Origin of the sequence: Ningiella algicola (assembly GCF_028401415.2) — a bacterium.
Taxonomy (GTDB): Bacteria; Pseudomonadota; Gammaproteobacteria; order Enterobacterales; family Alteromonadaceae; genus Glaciecola.
Map to the genome: position 1 here is coordinate 1,641,411 of NZ_CP171821.2, position 24,478 is coordinate 1,665,888.

Annotated in this window: 21 protein-coding genes and 2 pseudogenes; 5 read left to right on the forward strand and 18 right to left on the reverse strand. The window is 44.3% G+C overall.

The features are described from left to right. Window positions 1-8: 8 nt before the first annotated feature. The 6 genes from PN836_RS07210 to wecA are packed head-to-tail and all read right to left on the reverse strand — an operon-like array spanning window position 9 to window position 6,063. Window positions 9-1,499, reverse strand: coding sequence for a lipopolysaccharide biosynthesis protein (locus tag PN836_RS07210; protein WP_395344572.1), 1,491 nt, complete (start codon window positions 1,497-1,499; stop codon window positions 9-11). Continuing rightward, window positions 1,496-2,146, reverse strand: coding sequence for an ABC transporter ATP-binding protein (locus tag PN836_RS07215; protein ID WP_395344573.1), 651 nt, complete (start codon window positions 2,144-2,146; stop codon window positions 1,496-1,498). The genes PN836_RS07210 and PN836_RS07215 overlap by 4 nt, the downstream gene beginning before the upstream one ends. Continuing rightward, window positions 2,143-2,928, reverse strand: coding sequence for an ABC transporter permease (locus PN836_RS07220; protein WP_395344574.1), 786 nt, complete (start codon window positions 2,926-2,928; stop codon window positions 2,143-2,145). Before PN836_RS07220 ends, PN836_RS07215 begins: the two co-directional genes overlap by 4 nt. 2 nt (window positions 2,929-2,930) lie before the next feature. After that, window positions 2,931-4,661 (reverse strand): polysaccharide biosynthesis/export family protein, encoded by a 1,731-nt coding sequence (locus PN836_RS07225; RefSeq protein WP_395344575.1) that lies wholly within the window; start codon window positions 4,659-4,661, stop codon window positions 2,931-2,933. A gap of 2 nt (window positions 4,662-4,663) precedes the next feature. Further along, entirely contained in the window at window positions 4,664-4,993 is a 330-nt protein-coding gene (locus PN836_RS07230; protein ID WP_395344576.1) for a hypothetical protein, read from the reverse strand. 2 nt (window positions 4,994-4,995) lie between these two features. Next, window positions 4,996-6,063, reverse strand: a complete 1,068-nt coding sequence (wecA, locus tag PN836_RS07235) for a UDP-N-acetylglucosamine--undecaprenyl-phosphate N-acetylglucosaminephosphotransferase (RefSeq protein WP_395344577.1) — start codon at window positions 6,061-6,063, stop codon at window positions 4,996-4,998. A gap of 383 nt (window positions 6,064-6,446) precedes the next feature. Here wecA and PN836_RS07240 point away from each other — a divergent pair. After that, window positions 6,447-6,755: pseudogene (locus PN836_RS07240) on the forward strand (MFS transporter); the annotation flags it as partial. On the opposite strand, the gene PN836_RS07245 reads toward PN836_RS07240, so the two are convergent. The 10 genes and pseudogenes from PN836_RS07245 to ccmA all read right to left on the reverse strand — a co-directional run bounded on the left by PN836_RS07245 (window position 6,669) and on the right by ccmA (window position 14,848). Beyond that, window positions 6,669-7,304, reverse strand: a complete 636-nt coding sequence (locus PN836_RS07245) for a VacJ family lipoprotein (RefSeq protein ID WP_395344578.1) — start codon at window positions 7,302-7,304, stop codon at window positions 6,669-6,671. The pseudogene PN836_RS07240 and the gene PN836_RS07245 overlap by 87 nt on opposite strands. Window positions 7,305-7,314: 10 nt before the next feature. Continuing rightward, a complete protein-coding gene (gene ccmI / locus PN836_RS07250) occupies window positions 7,315-8,664 on the reverse strand; it encodes a c-type cytochrome biogenesis protein CcmI (protein ID WP_395344579.1) in 1,350 nt (449 codons plus the stop codon). Continuing rightward, window positions 8,664-9,143 (reverse strand): cytochrome c-type biogenesis protein, encoded by a 480-nt coding sequence (locus PN836_RS07255; protein WP_395344580.1) that lies wholly within the window; start codon window positions 9,141-9,143, stop codon window positions 8,664-8,666. Before PN836_RS07255 ends, ccmI begins: the two co-directional genes overlap by 1 nt. A gap of 136 nt (window positions 9,144-9,279) precedes the next feature. Beyond that, window positions 9,280-9,909 (reverse strand): redoxin family protein, encoded by a 630-nt coding sequence (locus PN836_RS07260; RefSeq protein WP_395344581.1) that lies wholly within the window; start codon window positions 9,907-9,909, stop codon window positions 9,280-9,282. Then, complete coding sequence (locus tag PN836_RS07265) at window positions 9,906-11,960, reverse strand: heme lyase CcmF/NrfE family subunit (RefSeq protein WP_395344582.1); 2,055 nt, start codon at window positions 11,958-11,960, stop codon at window positions 9,906-9,908. The genes PN836_RS07260 and PN836_RS07265 overlap by 4 nt, the downstream gene beginning before the upstream one ends. Further along, window positions 11,957-12,427 (reverse strand): cytochrome c maturation protein CcmE, encoded by a 471-nt coding sequence (gene ccmE, locus PN836_RS07270; protein WP_395344583.1) that lies wholly within the window; start codon window positions 12,425-12,427, stop codon window positions 11,957-11,959. Before ccmE ends, PN836_RS07265 begins: the two co-directional genes overlap by 4 nt. Window positions 12,428-12,453: 26 nt before the next feature. Next, a complete protein-coding gene (gene ccmD, locus PN836_RS07275) occupies window positions 12,454-12,810 on the reverse strand; it encodes a heme exporter protein CcmD (protein WP_395345521.1) in 357 nt (118 codons plus the stop codon). Further along, window positions 12,799-13,530 (reverse strand): annotated as a pseudogene (locus tag PN836_RS07280) (heme ABC transporter permease); the annotation flags it as partial. The pseudogene PN836_RS07280 and the gene ccmD, both read right to left, overlap by 12 nt. Further along, window positions 13,530-14,192 (reverse strand): heme exporter protein CcmB, encoded by a 663-nt coding sequence (ccmB, locus tag PN836_RS07285; RefSeq protein WP_395344584.1) that lies wholly within the window; start codon window positions 14,190-14,192, stop codon window positions 13,530-13,532. The pseudogene PN836_RS07280 and the gene ccmB, both read right to left, overlap by 1 nt. Window positions 14,193-14,197: 5 nt before the next feature. Further along, the gene (gene ccmA / locus PN836_RS07290) at window positions 14,198-14,848 is read right to left on the reverse strand and encodes a cytochrome c biogenesis heme-transporting ATPase CcmA (protein WP_395344585.1); all 651 of its coding nucleotides are present in this window, start codon (window positions 14,846-14,848) and stop codon (window positions 14,198-14,200) included. A gap of 210 nt (window positions 14,849-15,058) precedes the next feature. On the opposite strand from ccmA, the gene PN836_RS07295 reads away from it, so the two are divergent. Further along, window positions 15,059-17,566 carry a hypothetical protein gene (locus PN836_RS07295; RefSeq protein WP_395344586.1) on the forward strand — a complete coding sequence of 836 codons (2,508 nt, stop codon included), beginning with the start codon at window positions 15,059-15,061 and terminating at the stop codon, window positions 17,564-17,566. Next, window positions 17,559-17,894 carry an EscU/YscU/HrcU family type III secretion system export apparatus switch protein gene (locus PN836_RS07300; protein ID WP_395344587.1) on the forward strand — a complete coding sequence of 112 codons (336 nt, stop codon included), beginning with the start codon at window positions 17,559-17,561 and terminating at the stop codon, window positions 17,892-17,894. Before PN836_RS07295 ends, PN836_RS07300 begins: the two co-directional genes overlap by 8 nt. A 14-nt stretch (window positions 17,895-17,908) precedes the next feature. Here PN836_RS07300 and recA read toward each other — a convergent pair whose 3' ends face one another. Together recA and PN836_RS07310 are read right to left on the reverse strand one after the other, a co-directional pair. Further along, complete coding sequence (gene recA / locus PN836_RS07305) at window positions 17,909-18,940, reverse strand: recombinase RecA (protein WP_395344588.1); 1,032 nt, start codon at window positions 18,938-18,940, stop codon at window positions 17,909-17,911. Window positions 18,941-19,343: 403 nt separating this feature from the next. After that, entirely contained in the window at window positions 19,344-19,838 is a 495-nt protein-coding gene (locus PN836_RS07310; RefSeq protein WP_395344589.1) for a CinA family protein, read from the reverse strand. A 106-nt stretch (window positions 19,839-19,944) separates the two neighbouring features. On the opposite strand from PN836_RS07310, the gene mutS reads away from it, so the two are divergent. Next, window positions 19,945-22,602 carry a DNA mismatch repair protein MutS gene (gene mutS / locus PN836_RS07315; RefSeq protein ID WP_395344590.1) on the forward strand — a complete coding sequence of 886 codons (2,658 nt, stop codon included), beginning with the start codon at window positions 19,945-19,947 and terminating at the stop codon, window positions 22,600-22,602. 234 nt (window positions 22,603-22,836) lie between these two features. Further along, window positions 22,837-24,468, forward strand: coding sequence for a CTP synthase (locus tag PN836_RS07320; RefSeq protein ID WP_395344591.1), 1,632 nt, complete (start codon window positions 22,837-22,839; stop codon window positions 24,466-24,468). The last annotated feature ends 10 nt before the right edge of the window (window positions 24,469-24,478 follow it).

Here is a 24,478-nt window from a genome sequence, read left to right on the forward strand (position 1 = left end):
GTTTATGTCTACTTTAACTCATCTGCGGTAGCAATAATCAGCTTCGCTATACCAAACACAATGACCAAGCACACGAAAAGTAGCGCGAGATTATACAGCACTCGAGGATATTTTGAATCTTCCGGTAAAGTGGGTGTTTCTACCATCACCAAATATTTAAGCTGCTGGTAAGCTTCTACCCGGGTGGTCTCAAGAATGACTTTAGACGCGGTGTAGGCTTGAAGCGCAAACTCTAAGTCGATTTTGTAGTCACTAAATTTAGCAACTATGTCATTAACACCAAGGTCTGCGTTGTTGTGAGCAGAGTCTGGACTACCGTTTCCTGCATTGGTTAATCTATCTCGCTCCGAAATGAGCTGCCGACGCAGACTCGTCAGTTCTTCTTGCACTTTTACGACCAACGGGGCTTGTTCACTCATGCTGCTTTTGAGCGCATTTAATTGAGCGGATTTTGATGCAATTTCTGATTCAAGCGCGAATGTTATTTGCTGCAAAGCCATACCTTCCGCTTCAGGGTCAAGCAGGTTGTATTCTCGTTGAAAACTCAATAGACGCGTTTGCGCATCTTGAAAACGCTGCTCTACTCTGGCGTGTTCAGACTCCATAAATGCAACCTGTGCCTTCGCCAAATTCTGACCAATTTCATTTATGAACCACTCTGCTCGATTGGTAATTGCCATGTTTAGCTGTTGAGCAAAATCAGGCGTAAATGCTTGAACGTTGATAGTCAGAATCGTTGAAGTTGGATCGATGCTAACCTCCACATGATCCTGAAAATACGAGACTCGATCATCCAAGGTTGCATCACTTTCTAGCCGACTAAAATAGTCATATTCGTCATTCATGTAATGTTCAGTGAATTCAAGTGATTGCTCTAGATAAATCAACATATCTGACGAATTAATATAAGCCTTTACTAACTCAACGTCGTTACGCTCGGCGCCTCCTGCGATGCCGGACAACAGGGCTAGACTCGGCTCAAACGAAGGAGCTTGTTTGCTTTGTTGAACAAGTAGCTGGGCTTGACTTTCATAACGTGGGCTGGCTAATACGATCAAATATATCGCAAATAAAACGACGGGAGCAATGACAAAACTAACAAAGGCGTTTCGCTTTACCGATTCCAGCCATCTTTTCTGTTGTGCAGTTAAATGAAGTTTGCGAGGCTGGTCATTACCTTCCATTGCCGGATTAGAGTCAGTTGTTTGGTCGTGTTCTTTCTTCGATTTCTGTATAAGGTTTGTCGGTGCCGTGTTCTCTAATTCCCATTTAAGGCGAAGCCCACGTATGCTATTTAACTCTTGTTGGTTGTCTCTATTTAGCGCGCCCAAGCGCACAAAAAGGCGTTCGACAATAACGGGGTCGGTTTTTAATAATCTCTCCACCTCCGATTTTAGAAACGCAGTGTCGTCGAACTGACCGGGTTCCAGCGAACGGATGTAAGCCTGCTGTATGTCCTTTTTTTCTTTTTCTTTTTGTGCCTTGTCAGAAATACTCACAGTCCCTCATACCTTTCTATGGCTTCATCTACATCGTCGAAGAACTGTAGTTTACCGTTTTCTAGCAAAATCGCACTATCACAGAACAGCTTAAGTTCAGACGTTTGATGACTAATCATAATTACATTTGAATCTTGCGCTCTGTCATAAAGCGCTCTTTGTGCTTTACGTTTAAATTGACTGTCTCCTACCGACGTCACTTCATCGATAAGATAAACATCAAAGTCGATTGCAATTGTGCAGGCAAAGGCGAGTCTCGAACGCATGCCGCTAGAATAGGTATTCACGGGTAAGTCATACTTTATCCCAAGCTCGGCAAAGTCAATAACGCGCTCCTCGTACTCTTTAACATCATAAACGCCATTGATTCGCGCGATGGTTCTCGCATTTTCTCGTCCAGTCATTTGCGGGTGAATACCTGTTGCAAGCGCAACTGGCCATGATAAATGTTTGTCAGTTCTAATTTTCCCTTTGTCAGGATATTCGCTCTTGGCAAGCAGCCTAAATAGCGTTGATTTTCCCGCTCCATTTTTTCCAAGTAGCGCAATATTGTGGCCGCTTGGAATCGTAAAGGATAAGTCTTGGAAAACATATTGCTTGCCGAGGTCGCTTGGATAGAACTTGGTGACATTTTGCAGGCTTATCATTGACTAAGCCCTCGTTTCCATGTTGCTCGGTAAAAAATTAACGATAAGAACACCGTAATAACCGTGACCTCAACAACATAGATTTGGCTTACGCCAAGCTCACCGTAAGACGAATATGCGGAACCCCTGCTTATCTCGATGGCGTGCAAAATTGGATTCCAGTCTAACAACCACCAAAGCTCTGGCGGGAAGTCTCTTAGTGAGAAAAACACACCTGATATAAAAAACATCGGCCTAGTTAAAAGGCTGATAACCTTACTCACTTCTGGAATAAATAGCCCAATCATGCCAAATAGTAAGCCTAATGATAGAGCAAACACGGCAATCAAGACGAAATTTAAAATAATGCTTAGAGGTTCATCAAGTCTTATATCCATGTCCATGAAGTACATGATTAACAGCAGGCAAAAAATCACAAATACTTTTATCACTGCTTCAAAAAGGCCAATTGCAATAACTGGACTAATGGGTTGTACTTGACGAAAAGCAAAAAGGGGTTTGCTTTGACGAATAGCCGACGTTCCCGATTGAAACACCTGCATCCACAGCTGAATCATCAATAAACCATAGGCCATAAATACAAAGGTAGGAATGGTGTAGGTCTCGCCACCATCCAAACGACCACGCATAAAGGACAAAATAAAAATAAATGCGGCTGGTTGAATAACCGCCCAACTTAAGCCAAGTTTATCACTAAATGCGGTTCTCACCTGACGCAACATCAATGAGAAGATAACATCCTTCCAGATTTGCCAGTGCGTTCGGCGTGCAACTGAACTCATATTTAGTCTCTTGTAGCCACATTAGCCGCCACTGCTATTTGGAAGATGATTTGTGTCACATCTTTTATCGTTTGCATCAATTTGTTGTCGACTTTTGGCAAAATGAGTACTTGATCGCCAGGCTTAAGCATGTTTTTGCCACCGCCACCAAACCAAGCGTTACCATCGTCGACTAAGGTCGTCGCGCCATTGGCATGCACTATTAAATAGGTTTCAGTGTTGGCTCTGTCAGTAAAACCACCGGCCAAATTGACGTATTCATGGATACTTCTAGCATCGTCAAATACTAGCGCTTGCGGCAGCATGACTTCACCCGCAATGTTGATGAGGTCACTAAATTGAGGAATAACGATTTCGTCGCCTTGCTCCAATCGCACATTTGCTACTTGACCATTTGGCGACACTACCACCTTTCCTAAAGGCTCAATTTCTTTTGCGCGAGCTATAAACTGTGAGACGAGCTCAGCTTCTTGTGCTCGTAAGCGCGCTTCACCGTCTGATGAAGCAGGCGCTGTGAATATGTTTCTTTCAAGTCTTGCAAGGGAGTCGTCAAGTAACTTTTGTTGTTCCTGTTTAACTGACTCGCGGAGAATATAGACTGAACCAATATTAGCTTGGTCGGGCTCAACTTCAATAGTTGCTAGTAGGTCATGCAATCTTGTTTCGCTGTCAACCGCATAAATAGACGGCCCCAAAAAACTACCGGAGATTTTTACACTGATTTCCTGCGCTCTTAAGTCATCATTAAAAAACAAGTTATCCCCATCCCGAACAGTGAATTCCCTAAATTGCTCTAAAGTAAAGTAGCGGGCTATGGGCTTATTGTCTCTAACACCCGTTACCGATACATGAGTCACTTCTATGTGGGGTCGTACAAGTTCAATCACTTCATTACCCGATACAAAGCTTTGCATCAGCTCGTAGCTTTTACCTTCAGCCTCAATACCTTCGGCTATGATTCGAGGTCCCAAGGCATCTACCAAAATAACGTCACCATCTTTGAAAGCATGCGAAGGTAAGCGACCTTCATTTAAAAATTCATACAAATCCACCGACTGTAGGATTTGACTGTCTCGGATCACCTTGATGCTTCTAAAACTGCCTCGCTCATGCAAAATACCGCCGGCTTGCTGCAAATAAAATAACAGCGTGTCAGAGGCAGACCCTGCATATTGGCCTGGACGTTCCACATTGCCTGTCACGAAAACCCCTACCGGCGTAGATGCGAGCAGATTCACGTAAATATTGACATTGTCGGTGTATATTTGCTTGATTTTATCCGTAACGATTTGATTAACATCGCTAGCCTGAGCCCCCATGACATTGACTGGACCAACATTGGGAATAAATATGTTGCCTTGATTATCTACAATCAAAACGCTTGCGGAGGTTACCGCCCCCCACAACTGAACAGATATTTTGTCGCCCGGAGCAATCAAATACTGAGGATTTATGGCATTTCGCTGGCGAACCAGCGGACCGCTATCAAACAGGTTTGCACCAAAGGGAAGAATTTCTTGGAAAATCCCATCATCAGCCATAAATAATGGATTACTGATCGTGGTTTCGTTTTTAATGAAATTTTCAAGCGGAACTGAGGATGCTTCTTGTTCTTCGGCGGCTTGTCTTGCCTCTTCAACTTGCGCTTGAGTTTGAGCGAAAGTGTTGCCGCAAAAAAATAGCATTGATATAAGCGCTAAAGAAACATTGTTTGACCAAAAAGAAAGTACCATGATCAATCCTCAATAAGGGATTTTAGTCGCACTAGAGATTGACTTTGACTGTCATAACAAAAACGACTGCTCGCTTTATGCTCAGTGAACGCTGCTTGTTGGCTGGATGCCTTGAGTTTGACCGGAAGTGCCACAGCACATTGCTGTCCAAGTGCAGAAAAATAAGTAGACACAACATTAAATTGCTCACCATTTTCCGAAACAGTGCTAGCAAAAGTGTAGTCGCTCGTCGTTAGCTCAGCGCTCTGTATAAAGCCTCGTTCTAATTGACCGGCACAAGACTGCAAAAATGTTGCAACCAAAGCGACTGGAATTACAAAATACAGTCTCAAGCTTATAACAACCCCAAGCGCCTAACAAATCGCAAGATTTTCCATATGTGCATGATAATAGCGGTATATATGACTTGCAACACCAAGAAAGAATAAAACATCAAAGACTCACTGACTTGATACACTTCTGACAAGATACCAACAATTGCGAATAAAGAACCTAAAAACAACAAACCAATTAGTGATTTGAAGGGACTTAATCCAGCACGCATAAAAATATTGTGAAGGTGCTGGCGATCAGCCTTTAACATTGATTGACCTTTACGAGCACGTCGATACATGATCGCGGCCATGTCCATTAACGGCAGACCAATCAACCAGACTGCGGTGATGGGTCTGATTGAAGCGTCAACGCTATTGGTATGCTCAACGAGTAACCAAACAATCGCCAGGCCGATAAACATACTTCCTGCATCGCCCATGAAGATCTTATTACTCTTAAATCCTTTAATACTTAGGTTAAATGCTAGGAATGGGACAAGCACAGCGATAATGGTTAGCGGCGCGATTAGACTATTGGTCGCGCCCGCATTTAACAGTAAAAAAACGACGCAAAGGAGCACAATAAGACTCATCCCACCTGCTAGGCCGTCAATTCCATCTATCATGTTAAATGCATTGATTACGCCAACTACGCATACCATCGTGAACATGTAACCCAAAATGGGAAGATGCACATCTCCTATTCCAAATCCTAAAATGGCGCCTAGGTTGTAAATATAGTTGTCCGCTATCCACACCATAATAGCGGCCACAATAAATTGACAAAAAAGGCGTCCCTTCGCACTTAAGTCAAAACGGTCGTCTAACATACCAAGCAACACTATCATTGCAGCAGCAGTGAGAAACATTGGATTATTCTTAAACACGACATCCGCCGCTAAACTACCAAACACAACACCAACAAACATAGCAAGTCCGCCTGTCAGAGGAACCGTTTCACGGTGCTGTTTTCGATAATCGGGCACATCGACAAGCCCGAGGAAGTGGGCCACAGGTGTCATAATCACGAGAAGAACTGATGTGATAAAAGCAGCAATTATGATGGGCACATATTCAGTATATGTCATTAACTATCATTATCCTTTTGCGCAACTCTATCCGCGGTTTGCGTTTTCATTTTTATTATTGTGAGTTTTAGGTGTCTAAGCACCAAACTCGCACGGCGTGAGACAATCCCTACTCACTTGCTTTGTACTTGTTAAAGTTACCAGCAATTAGCGTTCCAATACGGCCGGAGCCACTAATGCTATGATTAATATATATTTTTAGTTTGAAAAAGTCGACAATGTGTCGCAAAAAACATACGGTGTTCACTAATTTGATGCACACGCATTATGCTAGTGCATCTATTGTCCTAGTTCTGCATTTAACTTGCAAGCGACTTATCATTGAGAGCATAATGATTTTGCATAAACGCACTGTCGTGATAACAATAATAAAAGGGAATGTGATGCAAATTGATAGAGCAAAAGACCGCCGCTTTTTCGGTCATCCAATGGGATTGGTAACGGTATCTGTGACTGAGATGTGGGAACGTATGAGCTACTACGGTATGCGCGCCCTGCTTGTTTTATTTATGACGGCATCACTGCAGGAGGGCGGACTCGGGCTCACCGTCGCAGCAGCCGGCGCAATCTATGGCCTTTATACTGGCTCAGTATACTTTTTTGGTCTACCAGGCGGATGGCTTGCCGATAGAGTAATCGGTAGCCAACGAGCCATATGGTATGGCGGTATAATTAAAACGATCCACCACATTACCCACGAAACCGCGCGTATCTCTTGGGCCAAAAAACGGCAACATTAAATAAGGCCCGGAATCTATTCCATGAGCCCCTAATACTTGCGCAAATTCCTCTTCTTGTTGTTCAATGCCCATTTTACTGGCAACGTCAAAAATCCCTAAGATCCCGACCGTAGAATTAATTAAAAATCGGCTGAAACTTGCAAATGAGTCCTCAGGTTTGCCCTGCAGTAAATTGTTGATGCTGTTTGCCGGCTCTTCAATATTCGTCGCGGCATTTAGCAGACCTGTGCGGACTGGCTGCGGCGTAATGTATACATAACCTTGGGCAACCGGTTTAAGAATAAACTTATCAAGCACATCACGGTTAAAATCCCACATAAGACGATTGATTGGCTCAAGCGGATCTGATACGTTTTCCAAGTCTTCTTTAGCTTGATTAATTTTTGCTTGTTCAATTGCCTGTCGATGATTTGCAGTGCAGCCGCTTAAGCTCACAATGGCGCATACAACACCTAAAATCACGCAGCGTTTTATTCTTTGCACTTCGATTGTCCTTATCATTTGATATTAATTAGAGCTGAGCATCAATCAATAGCTTTTTTGCTACCGAGTTGCCCTTGATTAACTCTAGTCGCATAATCTCACCTTGCAACTCACCCGGCGTAATTGCAACATCAGCGTCTTTTGAAATCCGCGCGGTGAGAACCACAGCCGATGCATTGTCTAAATTCATCTGCGGCATCATAGCGTCTTCAAGAGACAAACGTAATTCATAGGGGAAGCTCGGGATGGCCATGCGTCTTACTGCTAAAGGAAGCTTTGAATCAGTATCTGCGTTTTGCGCAAAAACAATCAAAAAACCGGAATCAGGTAGACGATTGACTAACTCAGGGGCTATATCAATCGATACATCAATTGATGTGCCTTTTTGCACATCATTGAGCTGATCCTGACGGTCAATAGGCTGACCACTTGCCAGCATTCTAGGACTTGCTGTTTGGGTATTATCAAGCTCAAACAAAGACTCCGGAGCCCCCATACTAATTAATTGACCAACCAAGGACTGATAAAACGTGCTTGAGGGAGACAACTGACTCTTAATGATGTCAAAGTTCTGCAATGCTGTGTCCAAATCACCCAGTTGACTAGCCACCACCGTCAGTAGTAATCGATAGTCTCGATTTTCTGGCGCGATACTGACTAGGTAATTGACCTGTCGGCTGGCATTTTCCAGAGACTCCTCAGTCCCTGTTGCCATGAGCGCTTGAGCATACTTTTCCCGAATTTCAGTATTACTAGGTTCTAAATCGAGCGCCTTTTCAAACGCCGCAATGGACTCTTCCATTCGACCGATTGCCATTTGAACTTGTCCCAGCAATCGCCAGCCTTCAGTGTCTTGAGGCGTTTCGCGTAAACGCTTTCGGATCACCAAGGCAAATTTTGCATAATCGTTAGGCGTAATTTGCGCAGTAGCGCTTGGTGGACCTTGTGCAGCAGCGCCGCCAATTATACGTTGAGTTAATTCCGCAGCTTGTGATTGGGCGAATGTATACTCTTGCAAACCTGCAAGCTGATTAGCGTCAAAGTAAACCCAAGCGCCAATAAGCAAGCCTGGTAATGACAATCCTGCAATTAAGCGCCAGCTTACTGAATCTACTGGGCTATACTTGGCATCGTTTGCTTCGCTGATTTCACTTTCGTCAACCAAGGCCAGCTTGAGTTCTTTGACAGCGGAATGTTTATCCTTTTCAGATATCAAACCCTCTTCGAGCTCTTGTTCCAATTCGGCCATTCGCTGTTTAACCACATTCGCATTACTGACTTCTAAACGATGTTTCTTGGCTTTTCTCAAGGCAGGTAACACAACAAACAGCGATGCTACGACTACCAGTAAAGCCGATAATATATAAAAACTAGTCACTAACCTTCCCGTTCTTCTAACAATGCTTCCGCTTTAGCCAAACGAGACTCAATGTCGATTTCGTCAACTGCTTTACGACGTTTGATAAATACCATGAGCATAATCAAGGCAAATAGCACTGGCGTTAACCATAACCACAATGTCACTGCATTGAGCGGAGGCTGATAATGCACGAAATCTCCATAACGCTGCTTCATCCAGCCCACCACCTCAGATTCACCTTTACCTTCCTGCATCAATTCATATACCTTGCGACGCATATCATGCGCAATAGGTGCATCTGAATCTGCAATATTCTGATTTTGACACTTCGGACAACGAAGTTCAGCCGTCAGCTTGAGGAAGGTTTTTCTATCATTTGGGTCTGAAAATACATAATTTTCCGCATATTGTCTTTCAGAAACTTGCGCAGAACTGACTTGCCCAAAATCGTCTTTAGAATTTAAACCTTGGTCAATTTCTTGCGCGTTCGCGCTCATAAACAACCCAAGCCATGCTAATGCCCACAAGGTACAAATGCGCTGAGCGTTTTGATTCAAAAAAAAGCTCGCAAAAGATCGTAATCGTTTTTGTAAACCGCCATGCCGTTGCAAGCCATTATACCTTTGAAAACCGCTACGGCGCATGCTCGACTCCAACATCAATTTTGCTTAGGTCCACCGCGCTTTGCTCGCTTTCTTGCATCAATGCATCATAGATAGGCGCAAATTTATTTCGCCACACCCTCTCGTTCACGTCACCTAAATGATGCACGCGAATAATACCTTGCTGGTCGACCAAAAATGTCTCGGGAGCCCCAGTTACCCCGAGGTCAAGCGCTGTGTTTCTGTATACGTCAAAAATGTTAAATTGATAGGGATTACCGTAGCGCGATAGCGTTTCGTTTACCTCAGTGCGTACTCGATTAATCGTTTTGCTGCCAAAATCAGGATCTAAGTCTTGATCATAGTACAAACCCACAAAACGAACGCCGTCATTACGCAATTGTGTTAAATAGGGCAACTCAATTGCACACGTTACGCACCATACCCCCCAAACGTTTATGACCGTTATTTTACCTTGAAATATCTGGTTGTCGTAAATCACACTTTCATCCATCAAATCAGGTAGCGAAAACTCGGGAAAGGCTTCAGACAAAACTTCAGACTCTCGCTGCATTGGATCGGAAAATAACCCTTTAAACAAAAAGAAACAAAGACCCAAGAATAGAAAAAAGGGAATAAGAAACCACGCTAAACGATTCATGTACGTGCCTCACTAGCTTCGCCATGGGTTTTGGTGTGTATTGGTTCAAGACCTTGCGTCCCATCCCCTGTGTTCGACGCTTTCGCCTTAAATACAGACTTAACTTTAGCAATTTTTTTAATACGATAACGTTTGTCAGCAATCGAAAATGCACCACCAATGCACATTATCACTGCACCACCCCAAATCCATACAACAAACGGTTTATAGTATAGGCGCACGGCCCACGCGTCGTTCTCGAGGGGCTCTCCCAAGGCGACAAAGAGATCTCGAGTGAATGTGGTGTGAATACCGGCTTCCGTCATGCCCATGCGCTGCACGGTATAAAATCGCTTTTCCGGTTCTAAGTGAGACACTTTTTCGCCATTTTTATACACATCAAAAATGCCTTTATCCGATAAGTAATTCGGACCCTCTACTGCAACCACACCCGTAAATTCCACATCGTAGTCAGCAATACTCACCACCTGTCCAGGTTCCATACGCAGGTCGCGCTCCAGTTCATAATTGCTAACCAAGGTGATGCCAATGAGGGTTACGGCAAATCCAACATGTCCTAAAATCATGCCCCAATGACTGCGTGTCAACTTGCGCAAGGAGATAATTAGTGACTCTTCACGAGTTTGCGAAACGACTCGCTGGCGAACCTCTAATGCCGTTCCAAGCAATATCCAAAAGCTCATAACAAGCCCTAACAAGCCCATATAAGTTCGCTCGCTGTAAGTAGCATTGACTAAGAGCCCCGCACTTACTGCAAGAATGAAGGCAAATATGAGTTGGTTTCTCAGCGCGATTGGTGCCTGACGCTTCCAGCGTGATAAGGGACCAATCGCCATGAATAACACAAAAGGCACTATCAAAAGCGTGAACATTTGATTAAAGAATGGTGCGCCGATGCTAATTGTGCCTAAACCGATTTCTTTGTGGACTAGCGGAAACAAGGTACCAAGCAGCACCACAATAGTGGCCGCAACCAGCAACACGTTGTTGCCCATCAGCATCATTTCGCGCGAGAACATATCATAACGACCCACACTTTTTAGCTGAGAAGCCCTGATTGCGTAAAGCAACAGCGAGCCTCCAATTACCACCACCAGCAGGCCTAAGATGAATAAACCTCTAGAGGGGTCGCTGGCAAATGAATGGACTGACACTAGTACGCCAGAGCGCACTAAAAATGTACCTAGTAAGCTTAATGAAAATGCCGAAATTGCAAGTAATACCGTCCAAGACTTAAACACCTTGCGTTTTTCAGTCACTGCAAGTGAATGCATTAGGGCTGTGCCCACTAACCATGGCATAAAGGACGCGTTTTCGACCGGATCCCAAAACCACCAGCCCCCCCAACCAAGCTCGTAATAGGCCCACCAACTGCCTAACGCAATGCCTAAGGTCAAAAAAGACCATGCAGCAATTGTCCAGGGTCTGGACCAACGCGCCCAGGTTGAGTCAAGCTGTCCGCCAATAAGCGCCGCTATCGCGAATGCAAATGCAACTGAAAAACCCACATAACCCATGTACAACATGGGAGGGTGGATAATCATGCCAAAGTCTTGAAGCAGTGGATTGAGGTCGCGTCCATCTACTGGAAAGAAAGGCAACATGCTGTCGAAAGGATTTGATGTCAACAACATAAACAAGTAGAAGGAAATACTCACCATACCAAGCACCGACAGTACTCGCGCCACCATCGCTTGCGGAATACCCTTTGAAAATGCGGCTACAGCCACCGTCCAAACTGCAAAAATCAGCACCCATAATAAAAACGAGCCTTCATGCCCACCCCATACTGCCGTAATTTTATAATAAATAGGCAGTTTACTGTTTGAGTTTTGAGCCACGTAATTCACGCTAAAATCGTCTGTCACAAAAGCGTAAGTTAGACAAACGTACGCAATGAGCGTGAATGCAAAGAGCCCCCATGCAAGCGGCCTTGCCATTTGCATCAAGGTTTGATTATTGGTTTGCGCTCCCCACAAAGGATACACCGCGAGGAGGATAGAGAGCACCAGCGCAATAACAAGCGTCACATTTCCTAACTCAGGTATCATTGATACGCACCATCATCAGGCTTTTTGTGATGAACGCCAAGCTTTTCAGCAAGCTCAGGAGGCATATATTCTTCGTCATGTTTTGCAAGGACTTCATGCGCCACAATCAAGGTCCCTGTTTCTAAGGTTCCTGTAGCAACAATGCCCTGTCCTTCTCTAAACAAATCCGGCAAGATCCCGCTGTATCGAACCGTTACAGTTGGACCTACATCCATTAAATCGAAGCTAACGGCTAAAGTATCATTGTCGCGTTTAACTGAGCCTGGTACTACCAAGCCACCAATTCGAATACGTTGGCCAAGTTGTGGCATCACTCCGGTTTTATCCTTTCCATTGTGGATTTCACTGGGAGTATAGAATACGTCGATGCTGTCGTTGAGTGTATACAACATCACGCCAATAGCAGCTGATAGGAGAATCAACACACTTGAGACTGCAAAAAGCCTTTGTTTACGTCTTGAGTTCATGGATTATATTGCGCCTTCATCTTTTTCTATAGTGGATTATTAGTGGGAAGCACAGCACCCGTTCTTGTTTTTTGTTTTCTCTTTTCGCGTGCTTCGATAATTCGTTTCGCTCTGTCTTGCTGTTGCTTGACGTAAGTCTCGACCGCTTTGCTAAGCCAGTGACTTTGCAAATACAATATTGTCATGGCCAATATACTTACTCCAAAAGACAACCATACGAACAACGCTCGGTTGCCCATACTTAAAAAGTCCTCGCTTCCCTCAAACTTAAACCCTGACTGATACATAAAATACAGCCCAAATGCTCCCAAAGTCAGACCAAGCATTGTAGCAATAGTTCTGCCTTGTATGCGGCGCAAAGGATGTTCACTATTGCTTAACATTTCACTGACCCATGGGCGATGCGCGTCGCGCTTTATTAACTCAGCGCGCAACCGTATGAGCACAGTTGCGCCAATGAAACCAATCATCCCAACAATGCATACTACCAAAGGTATTGCCATATCTGCGGGCATGGAAGGTTTGTCAATTTTACTAATGCTGGCGGGTTGATGAAGCGTGTTCCACCACTCTACAGAATATTTAATGATGGGGATGTTTATAACGCCAACCATTGCCATAATTGCAGCGGCTTTCGAACCTTGTTGTTTATCCTCAAACGAAACGTAGAGTGCAATAACGCCTAAATACAAAAACAGTAAAATGAGCTGAGACGTAAGACGCGCATCCCAAATCCACCATGTACCCCAGGTTGGTTTACCCCACACTGCGCCGGTAAATAAGGAGATAAAGGTGATAACTGCACCCACAGGCGCAATCGCTATCATCACTGAGAAAGCCGTTCTCCATTGCCAGACAACACCGACAAATGCTGCTACTGCCATGGCTATATATGCCGTCATCGACTGGGTTGCACTTGGAACATGTATGTAAATGATGCGGTAAACATCAAACTGTTGATAATCTGTGGGAGCAAATGCTAATCCCCATACTGTGCCAAGGCTTAAGCCCACAAGACCAAGCATTGCAAACCAGGGAAACAGCTGATTACACAGCAAGTAAGCTTTGTCCGGTTTAGCGTATGAGTTAATCCACTTCCACATTAATTTTGACTCACTTTTAAAGAATAGGCGATGGCCGCTGGCGCACATGCAAGCGAGCCCAAAGCTAGTGCGAGCATAATACCAAGTTGGAAGCCATAAGGTAATTGTAAAGATGCTGAATCCACCGCTGAGGTGGCAAAAATAAGCAACGGAATAAACAGTGGAATAAGCAGCAGAGCCACCAGCACACCACTTCGCTGCAAACCTACAGTAAGCGCAACGCCAATCGCGCCAACTAGAGAGATTACAGGCGTTCCCACAACAAGCGTTGCCAGAAGCGCTATGTACATGTCAAAGGTCATGTTTAAAAACAGTGCCAAAAGAGGTGATAAAACCAGCAAGGGGACGATATGAATGAGCCAGTGACAAAGCACCTTGACCAAAACAATTAAATATAACGATGTTGATGACAAGGTATACTGCTCAAGCGTTCCATCGTTAAAATCGTCTCGAAACATGCGTTCCATTCCAAGCAGTAATGAAAGTATCGCCGCCACCCAAATTACGGCGCCACTCACACGCTGCAATATTTCAGGCGAGGGGCCGATAGCAAGTGGAAATAATGTAATGACCATCACAAAAAACATCAGTGGCTGCATTAACTCTGCACGCTGACGATAAGCAAGCGCGATATCTCGTTTAAAAAATGATACCAGTATCATTGCCACTACCAGCGATACTCCAAGCTAAACTCCCTTTGCTCATATGCAAGGTTCACGGCTTGATGTGAGGTCATAATCACACATCCACCGCTTTGTAGAAAATTGAGTATCTTTGCCTCAACCATAGCTACCATAGAGACATCAAGCGCTGTAAAAGGCTCATCTAAGACCCATAATTTTGGCTGATAAAGAGAGGAATCACCACTTTGCGTTATCCATAATTTTGCGAGAGCAACTTTACGTTGCTGTCCCTGCGACAGATACTTCACCGCAAGTGTTTCCAGGCCCTCCAAGCCTAAGGTTTCTAAAACCAAAAGGATTTCATCATGGCGAAGCTTAAGGCCGTGTTGCTGGCACCAAAACGCGATATTTTCGATGGGATTTAGCAAACCGCTGACCCCGAGTTTATGACCAAAATAGATGAAATGCAGGCTGGCTTGATTTAGATCACGATGAACATCATGCCCGCATATCACGACGTTTCCAGACTGCGCTTCACTCAAACCAACTAAAATCCGCAAAAGACTCGTTTTTCCTGCTCCATTTTCTCCGCGCAATAAAACGAGATCTCCAGCATTAATGTGAAGACTAAGATCTTCAAACAAAATGCGGTCTTGCTTTTCGCAAGTGAGTCCAGTTGCAGATAAAACGTTCAAATGCAGATTAGCCTTACAAATTAAAGTGCGCCGGCGCCGAAAATGAAGACACCCATAAAAACGAAATAATACATGAAAACAAAGGATTAACCTAGGGCGCGTTGCTCATAAAGCACTTATATGATCGATCGGAAATACCTGTTTATTATTTGGGTTCAATAGCTTAGGTCAATATACTTTAGTAAGCATGTATTTTGCCGATATTAAGATATGACTAATCAAGCGATTGCCGCGATCAAAGCGCTTGCTGCCGCATCACATGGAGCATCTTCTTATGGCTCCTTGCCGCAGCATACTGCTTCACAAAATGCTCTATTAAGCACCATGGCAGGGTCAACTCAGGCTACTAAGGAAGCTGGGGTGAGCTTCTCTGTGGTGTCCAGCGCATCCAATCGCATCGTAATTCAAGATAGCGTTAGCAAGCAGCGCTTCTCAATCAGCAGTGAAGCCTTTACAGATCAAACATCGAAACAAAGCACAAACCTTGCAAACAACTATATTCCCAAAACAGGCGATACACTTCTACTGGTTAACACATCTAAAGCGTCTATTACATTTCGAGTAATACAAGCATCCGACCAAAACCCTTTGCCTGCGAAACTGTCGCGCACACTTGCCAATTCATGGCCGGATGTATCATCGAGCGTAATCAGCAAAGCGCCGCTGAATATCATTGCGCAATCATCTATGAAAAACGATGATGCAAGTGCTAAAGCGCTTTCAAAATTGATTGTACAAACCTCGATGCAAAGCGGTTTGCCTAATATTTCAATTCCTTTGGCTGGAAAAATTGTAGCGATTGCAGGTCAGCACAACTCCGGTTTGGTGCAAGCTATTGCTGCTTTACATTTACCCACTGGTGATTCTGGTTTGTCTACTGAGCAACTGCGCACCTTGAAACCACTAAGCAAGCTCATTGTCCCCTTGCAAGCAAAAATAGCTAATTCGGTGGGAATTGGCACTAAAGTTCGCATAGAGCTGTCTTTAGGTAATGCCCTGTCGAAGCAAAAACAAAGTCTTGGACCGGATACGCTATCCAACAACAATACGAATTCTGGGATTATTAAGACTGTCTCTTTTCAAGAGGCTCAGAAAAGTCCAGCGTTGAGCTTAGATAAACTTGGTATCGCTCACATCAATAAGGCAAACCCCATAATCAATGCAAAGGGCATTAGTCTGTTGCAGGCTTTAGTGCTTCTACCAAGAGTTCCTGCTTCCCCATTATCACAACAGTTAACTTCTGCGTCGCAAAGGTCTGCAAATCAAAGCGGCACAGCTGATAACTTAATTGCATTACCACTTGATAAAAAGAACATTGACGCATTACCGAAAACCCTATTATTAGGCGTTTCAAACACCTCTGGCAAAGACCTAAGCAATCTACTGCAGGGTCGTTTGCTGGTCAGTCATCAGGCAGCAAATATCGGTATCGCTAAAAATACTGGCCTGAGTGTCCTTGCGGTCGCTAAACCAATTTCTGTAACAATAGATGCCAGCTATCTTTCAGATGGCAAGACAAAAAATGAATCATCGCTTAAGACTTCAAAAACTGAAATTCCCACGAACAAGATCCCGACCGGCCTTGAATCTGGAAGATTGAATCCGAACGACTTAAAGCTGACAAATTCTGCTCAGCGAGATAGCTTATTACAGAGTTTAAAAAATACGCTTACACCTCAGCAGATATTGCAACTGCCGCCCAAACTAAGCGCAGCACTCAATCATACGATGGCACATACAGAATCAGGTGGAAGTGCATTTAGTCAAATTAAAACCGTACTGGAAAGCATTGATAAGAATGGCAGTAGTGATACGAAGCAAAACTTATCTGAACTGTTGCATGCAATGCGAGCACTGAAAGCTGAACCAACTGCAGCTGTAAATAGTGGGCAAAACAAACTTGAACTAGCCGAACTTCTGCAAAGCATCATGAGCGCACCTGCGGTTACTCAAATTGTTAATCACTCAGGCACTAGTTTTCCAAAGAGCAATAGTTTTATAGAAGGCTTGGTAAGCGTTTTGCGTTTAAGCCTTGTAGCCAATCTGAGTGCCGCCCAAAACAGAATCACGTCAACGCCGAGCCCCCAAGCTAATAATACGGCGGGACTATCGAATCTGCTTACAAGCTTTATTAAGCCCAATACACAAGCGGATATGCCGTCTCAAAACTTGCGAACGCGCGCCACAAGACTGACTACAGACATTATGCAGGCGGATCCTCGCGCAAGTTTAATTGGTGAAATTGGTAAACTGCTCAGCAATCATAATAGCTATAAACTGAGAAGTGCTGATGCTTCACTTCAAGGACAAGATACCTATTACTATGCGCTACCCAACCTTATGAATAAAAATGGGAAAGATATTGAGTTCAAAATTCAGCGTGAACAGCAAGGTGAGAGTCACAAAGATCACATCGAACAGTCAGACATTTGGAAGCTGGATATGCGCATGGACGTTGGATCGCTCGGCACCTTGCTTGCAAAAATTAGTCTAAAAATTCCACCACCTTCGGATGCAAGTCAGAGCTCGAAGGAATTGGACTTGCACCTGTACACCTCAAACTCCGAACTCAAAGACAAGGTTATTGGACTTTTGCCAAACCTTCATTCAAAGCTTAATGCAGCCGGAATTTCGGTCAAATCACAAAAATGCGACCTTGGGAAAATTGACGAATCTATCATCAAAACTAATTTAAATGTGATGCACGCATATGCATAGAGATAAACATAGGAGTAAGCAAAACAAAGCAGTCGCGCTCTCATACCAACAAAATTCAGGTGAGGCGGCAAGCACCTCACCTAAAATTACGGCCAAAGGAAGTGGTTCAGTAGCAGATGAAATACTCAAATTAGCAGAGCACCACGGCATTTTCATTCATCAGGACGAGCATTTAAGCGATGCCCTTACCCAACTTGATTTAGGCCAAGAAATACCGCCTGCACTATATACCGTCATCGCCGAGCTGATTGCTTTCTCCTACATACTAGAGGGCAAATTCCCGAAGAACTGGAACAATATTCATCAAAAAGTCGACTTCAATGAATAAGTGTTAAGCGCTCGCTATTTTACTACTTCTTCAACCGCCTCTTTAGGAGTGTCTGATTTTTTCAGCAGCAACTCAGCGCGAATTCTGCTTTCAATCTCGTTAGCGATTTCTGGGTTTTCTTTTAAATATTTAACCACGTTAGCCTTACCTTGGCCGATGCGATTGCCGCTGTAGCTATACCATGCACCGGCTTTTTCAACAAACTTTTGCTTTACGCCCAAATCAATGAGTTCAGCTTCTTTGCAGATACCAGCACCGTACATAATTTGAAACTCTGCCTGCTTGAAGGGCGGAGCCACTTTGTTTTTTACGACTTTTACACGAGTCTCATTGCCAACGACTTCGTCGCCATCTTTGATTGCGCCAATGCGGCGAATATCCAAACGCACTGAGGAATAAAATTTCAAGGCATTACCACCGGTGGTAGTTTCTGGAGAACCAAACATCACACCAATTTTCATTCGTATCTGATTAATGAAAATGCACAGTGTGTTGGAGCGTTTAATATTAGCTGTTAACTTACGAAGCGCTTGCGACATTAAACGTGCCTGAAGGCCAACGTGAGAGTCCCCCATATCACCTTCAATTTCGGCTCTTGGCGTAAGCGCTGCAACGGAGTCAACTATCACCACATCCACCGCGTTAGAGCGCACCAGCATGTCGCAAATTTCTAGCGCTTGCTCACCCGTATCAGGCTGAGAGACTAATAAATCCTGAATATTTACACCCAATTTTTCGGCATAAATAGGGTCTAAGGCATGTTCAGCATCAACAAAAGCGCAGGTTTTCCCTTTCTTTTGCGCCTCTGCAATCACCTGTAAGGTCAGGGTAGTTTTACCGGATGATTCCGGACCGTAGATTTCCACTACTCGCCCGCAAGGCAAGCCACCTATGCCTAAAGCAATATCGATGCTCAATGAACCCGTTGAAATCGCTTCGATGTCCATAGCTTGATTATCACCCAAACGCATTATCGCGCCCTTGCCAAACTGCTTTTCAATTTGACCTAGTGCTGCTGCTAGGGCTTGGTTTTTGTTATCGCTCACGGTATCTATCCTTTTGGTTTGAAGCGCTATCATGTACTCGTAAAACATAGCGCCAGTATCTTTTATTCGGTGTGTCAATTTGCCTGATATACTCGATTGCCTGCGCCTACAATAGCGCTAAAGGCTTATCAATTTAACACCTGTATTTACTTACAGATGCAATCATTTATATCGGAAGTATACTGTACAGTTATACAGTTTCAACACTTATTTTATAATTATTACTAAGTTATTGAATCTACTACTATTACAATGGGTCGTGTTTGTCTTTGTTCATTATTAATACTGAAAAAGACAGACAATTCATTCGCCGCTCCACATAAATTCGCCTTTCTCTCCTAAGACTATTACAGTCTGGTCTTCGATAAGGCGCACAGTCAGTATTTCAAACATTACAGATGCTTTAAACTAGACAAGCGTTCAGTTTTTCAAGCGCGTGTATGATCGCTTTATCCCTGATTTCTTGCCTGTTGCCCGAAAAAATGCGCTTAAAATGAATCACCGATTCTTCGCTTGCAATTGCAAAATGCACTAAGCCCACAGGCTTATCAGCGCTACCTCCACTTGGACCTGCAATTCCGCTTACGGCCACACTGTAATCAGCATGCGCAGCTTTTCTTCCGCCTTCAGCCATTTCACGAACGACTTCTTCTGATACTGCGCCATGCTGCTCGAGCGTTTGCATATTCACGCCAACTAAATCATGTTTGGCATGATTGGAATAGGTTACCCAAGACTGATTTATCCAAGCCGAAGAGCCGGCGACATCAGTAATGGCGAAGGCTATACCACCACCAGTACACGACTCAACCGTGCATACCGTTGCGTTTTTTGCTAGCAAAGCGTTACCGAGCGCGCGCGCTAAAGCATATTTTTTATTGACCGCATATTCTGACACTATTGCCTACTCAAATTCATATATTTTGCTGAAACTTTAGCGTACCCTGTAACGCGAAATGTGTCTCGATTTCTACCCACTAAACAAGCAGAAAGTTTACTAAACAATGCCCGAAGTAAAAGACAAGCAAAAGCATACGCCAATGATGGCGCAATACCTTAAGATCAAAGCCGAACATCCCGACATTCTATTGTTTTACCGAATGGGCGATTTTTACGAGCTTTTTTTCGACGATGCAAAAAAAGCAGCGAATTTGCTCAACATATCGCTTACCGCTCGCGGTAAATCTGGCGGTGAACCCATTCCAATGGCGGGCGTTCCGTATCATGCTGCGGAAAACTACCTCGCCAAGCTCGTAAAAATGGGCGAATCCGTTGCTATTTGTGAACAAATTGGCGACCCGGCCACCAGCAAAGGTCCTGTTGAACGGAAGGTGTTGCGTGTAGTTACCCCAGGCACCCTCACGGATGAAGCCTTATTAGATGATAAACGCGATTCTGTATTGGCAGCAGTACAAGAGCACAAAGGCGTGTTTGGTATTTCCTACATCGACTTGGCCAGCGCACGTTTTCACGTGCTTGACTGCATTGGTGAAGACGCCTTTTTAGCAGCATTGGAGAGAATTCAAGTTGCCGAACTATTATATAACGAGGACTTTGCATATCCCCACCTGATTGAACGATTTAAGGGTAAACGCCGGCGCCCTGCTTGGGAATTTGATACCCAAACGTCTTTGAGTAAGCTAAACGCACAGTTTTCTACGCTAAATTTAGACGGTTTCGGTATCGATTCGGATATGCTTGCGCTAGGGTCTGCCGGTTGTGTTCTGCAATATGTACAAGAAACACAACGTACTCAACTTGCGCACATTCAAACTATAAAACACGATAATCAACAAGACATCTTGTACATGGATGCTGCAACACAGCGAAACCTTGAACTCACAAGAAATTTAGCAGGTGGTGCTGAAAATACCTTGATGTCAGTGATAGACAGAACAGCCACCACAATGGGCTCTCGCCTGTTACAGCGTTATTTGCATCAACCTACTCGAAATCTGGATGAAATTAAGCGTCGGCATCTCATTATTAATGCCTTGCATGCACATGGCTACGAAAGCTTATCCAATATATTAAAAGAGATTGGCGATATTGAACGCATTCTTGCTCGAGTAGCCCTTCGAAGCGCACGTCCTAGAGACTTCAGCCGACTAAGTCAGGCCTTAAATCAATGGCCAAGACTACATGGTGAACTTGATGCGCTCACCGAAGCAATGCCGAGCGCAGATAAAGTAATCGGTGAGTGCCGAGCCCTTATTTCAGAGTTTCCTCAAATTTGCGACCTCCTAAATCGAGCCATTATAGAGAACCCACCTGTGGTGTTGAGAGATGGCGGCGTCATCGCACCCAATTTCAATGCAGAGCTTGATGAGTTACGAGCGCTTGCGCAAGGAGCAACTTCGTTTTTAGACGACCTAGAAATGCGAGAACGAGAGCGAACCGGTATTTCGACCTTAAAAGTCAATTACAACAAAGTTCATGGCTTTTTTATTGAAGTTAGTCGTGCACAAAGTGATTTAGTACCTGCGAATTACATCCGACGACAAACATTGAAAAACAACGAACGCTACATCATTGATGAGCTCAAAGCACATGAAGACAAAGTGCTCACTAGTCAAAGTCGCGCTCTAGCCTTGGAAAAGAGACTGTTCGAAGCCTTGTTTGACGAGATTATGCCAAGCTTAAACGCGCTTATCGAGAGTGCCGCTGCGATAGCTCAACTTGACGTGCTGACGAATTTTGCGGAACGCGCGACTGAGCTCGATTTACACTCCCCATCACTCTGTAATGAAGACATATTGGCTTTTAATGACGGTCGACATCTGGTGGTTGAAGATGTTATGAGCACCCCCTTTATTCCCAATCCGATATTTATGTCGCCGGACGCTAAAATGCTCATGATAACCGGTCCTAATATGGGAGGAAAATCCACCTACATGCGACAAACAGCACTGATTGTTGTGCTTGCGTATGTTGGGAGCTTTGTTCCTGCCCGAGAAGCCAAAATTGGTCAGATAGATCGTGTATTTACGCGCATTGGCGCAGCGGATGATTTAGCCTCTGGCCGCTCAACCTTTATGGTTGAGATGTCAGAAACAGCCAATATTTTGAATAATGCCAGTGCTCACTCCTTAGTATTAATGGATGAAATTGGCAGGGGGACATCAACATACGATGGACTGTCTCTTGCTTGGGCATGTGCACAATACCTTGCCAACAATATCGGTTGCTACACCTTATTTGCGACGCATTACTTTGAATTAACGCAGCTTGCACAAAAATATGCGCAGATTCACAATGTTCACCTAAACGCAATTGAACATGATGACGATATAAAGTTTATGCATCAGGTACAACAGGGTGCGGCCAGCAAGAGCTATGGCTTGCAAGTTGCTAAACTGGCGGGGGTACCAAACGCCGTACTCAATGATGCCAAGCGAAAGCTTCGGGCATTGGAAAAACAAGCTAGCAATAAGAAATCGAGCGCGGAGACTTTGGCTGACAACAATACAAAAAGCGAAAACATGCTTAATCAACATCAGAATACAAAGCACGAGCAAGTACAAATCGATATGCTCCTTGACACCCCGCACTGGTTAGAACAAAAGCTCATGCAAGTTGATTTGGACGAACTTTCGCCTCGTGAAGCACAAACGCTATTATATGAGTGGCGACGCGAGCTTAAACGCGCAAGCGAGTCTTAAATCGAGGCTGCGAGTTTAAGCAAATAAAAACACGTTAGTGTTTTACTCTGAAGTACTTCTCTAGGTATACTATGGCTCCAGCAAAGGTGAGCTTTCTATTCATCTAATCTAGTCAAAATTGCCAATGTATTTACGCCCTCTTTCTGGGCGCATGCGAATATTTGTGCTTTGGAGGCTAGCGACTCTTTTACCGCACAGCCTGCTGTGCTTACGACTTTTTGCGCTAGGTTAAACATGACTAATTATATTTTCGTCACCGGTGGGGTGGTCTCATCTCTTGGTAAAGGTATTGCCGCTGCATCATTAGCCGCGATTTTAGAAGCGCGCGGGCTCAAAGTAACCATGCTAAAGCTGGACCCCTATATCAACGTTGATCCGGGCACAATGAGCCCTATTCAACATGGAGAAGTGTTCGTTACCGATGATGGTGCGGAAACCGATTTAGACCTCGGTCACTATGAACGTTTTATTCGCACAAGAATGACGCAGAGAAACAATTTCACGACCGGTAGAGTCTACGAAGAGGTGCTTAAACGTGAGCGACGAGGCGACTACCTTGGCGCAACAATTCAGGTCATTCCTCACATCACCAATGAGATAAAGCGCAGAATTGTTGCGGGCGCCGAGGGCAATGATGTCGCAATCGTTGAAATTGGCGGCACGGTGGGTGACATTGAATCACAACCCTTTATTGAAGCTATTCGTCAACTGGGAACTGAGATTGGACGAGAGCACGCAATGTATATGCATCTTACCTTGGTCCCATTTCTTGCTGCTTCAGGCGAAGTAAAAACAAAACCAACACAGCACTCAGTAAAAGAGTTACGTTCAGTTGGTATTCAACCTGATATTCTTGTTTGCCGCTCTGAATGTGCACTACCTAACAATGAGCGCGCTAAAATAGCCCTTTTCACCAATGTTAATGAAAAAGCAGTTATTTCGCTTCGCGACGCCGACAGCATTTATCGCATACCTGCGGCTCTCAAAGCTCAAGGCATGGATGAGCTTGTCGTAAAACGATTCGGTTTTGACTGTCCTGAAGCAGATCTGACTGAATGGGAACAAGTGTTATACGCTGAGTCAAATCCAACTGGTGAAGTAAACATTGGCATGGTAGGTAAATACGTAGAACTCCCAGATGCCTACAAGTCTGTTAACGAAGCACTGAAGCATGCTGGCCTTAAAAATCGAAAAACGGTGAATATCCATTATGTTGATTCTCAAGACATCGAAAGCAAAGGGCCACATATTCTTCATGAACTAGACGCTATACTCGTCCCAGGCGGGTTTGGCGAACGTGGTATAGAGGGGAAAATAGCGGCAGCGAAATACGCACGCGAAAACGATGTGCCATTTTTAGGCATATGTTTGGGTATGCAGATTGCTTACATCGAGTTTGCCCGCAATGTTGCAGGAATGGAGAACGCCAATAGTACGGAGTTTGACCCCGATACCCCCTTTCCCGTGGTAGGTTTGATTACAGAATGGCTTGATGCGGCAGGCAGCAAAGAGATCCGAGATGTTTCAACCGACCTTGGTGGTACTATGCGCTTGGGGAGTCAGCTTTGTCATTTAAGCAAAGGCAGTAAAGTTGAGCAACTTTACGGTGATGTTGAAATATACGAGCGTCACCGACATCGTTATGAAGTAAACAATAATTTGCGCGACAAAGTGGTTGAGGCCGGCTTAAGCGTAAGCGGTTTGTCAACCGATAAACAGCTTGTTGAAGTGATCGAGTTGGAAGATCATCCGTGGTTTATTGCTGGGCAATTTCACCCAGAATTTAACTCAACGCCACGAGACGGACACCCTTTATTTACTGGTTTTGTCGCAGCAGCAGCGACTTACAAAGATAAAAATCACTAAATCACATTAG

Excerpts from the sequence above, each read along its gene's own strand:
- PN836_RS07215 (WP_395344573.1), bottom strand. The coding sequence starts at position 2,146 with ATGATAAGCCTGCAAAATGTCACCAAGTTCTATCCAAGCGACCTCGGC.
- PN836_RS07220 (WP_395344574.1), bottom strand. The coding sequence starts at position 2,928 with ATGAGTTCAGTTGCACGCCGAACGCACTGGCAAATCTGGAAGGATGTT.
- PN836_RS07225 (WP_395344575.1), bottom strand. The coding sequence starts at position 4,661 with ATGGTACTTTCTTTTTGGTCAAACAATGTTTCTTTAGCGCTTATATCA.
- wecA (WP_395344577.1), bottom strand. The coding sequence starts at position 6,063 with ATGACATATACTGAATATGTGCCCATCATAATTGCTGCTTTTATCACA.
- PN836_RS07245 (WP_395344578.1), bottom strand. The coding sequence starts at position 7,304 with ATGATAAGGACAATCGAAGTGCAAAGAATAAAACGCTGCGTGATTTTA.
- PN836_RS07255 (WP_395344580.1), bottom strand. The coding sequence starts at position 9,143 with ATGAGCGCGAACGCGCAAGAAATTGACCAAGGTTTAAATTCTAAAGAC.
- PN836_RS07260 (WP_395344581.1), bottom strand. The coding sequence starts at position 9,909 with ATGAATCGTTTAGCGTGGTTTCTTATTCCCTTTTTTCTATTCTTGGGT.
- PN836_RS07265 (WP_395344582.1), bottom strand. The coding sequence starts at position 11,960 with ATGATACCTGAGTTAGGAAATGTGACGCTTGTTATTGCGCTGGTGCTC.
- ccmE (WP_395344583.1), bottom strand. The coding sequence starts at position 12,427 with ATGAACTCAAGACGTAAACAAAGGCTTTTTGCAGTCTCAAGTGTGTTG.
- ccmD (WP_395345521.1), bottom strand. The coding sequence starts at position 12,810 with ATGTTAAGCAATAGTGAACATCCTTTGCGCCGCATACAAGGCAGAACT.
- ccmB (WP_395344584.1), bottom strand. The coding sequence starts at position 14,192 with ATGATACTGGTATCATTTTTTAAACGAGATATCGCGCTTGCTTATCGT.
- PN836_RS07295 (WP_395344586.1), top strand. The coding sequence starts at position 15,059 with ATGACTAATCAAGCGATTGCCGCGATCAAAGCGCTTGCTGCCGCATCA.
- PN836_RS07300 (WP_395344587.1), top strand. The coding sequence starts at position 17,559 with ATGCATAGAGATAAACATAGGAGTAAGCAAAACAAAGCAGTCGCGCTC.
- mutS (WP_395344590.1), top strand. The coding sequence starts at position 19,945 with ATGCCCGAAGTAAAAGACAAGCAAAAGCATACGCCAATGATGGCGCAA.
- PN836_RS07320 (WP_395344591.1), top strand. The coding sequence starts at position 22,837 with ATGACTAATTATATTTTCGTCACCGGTGGGGTGGTCTCATCTCTTGGT.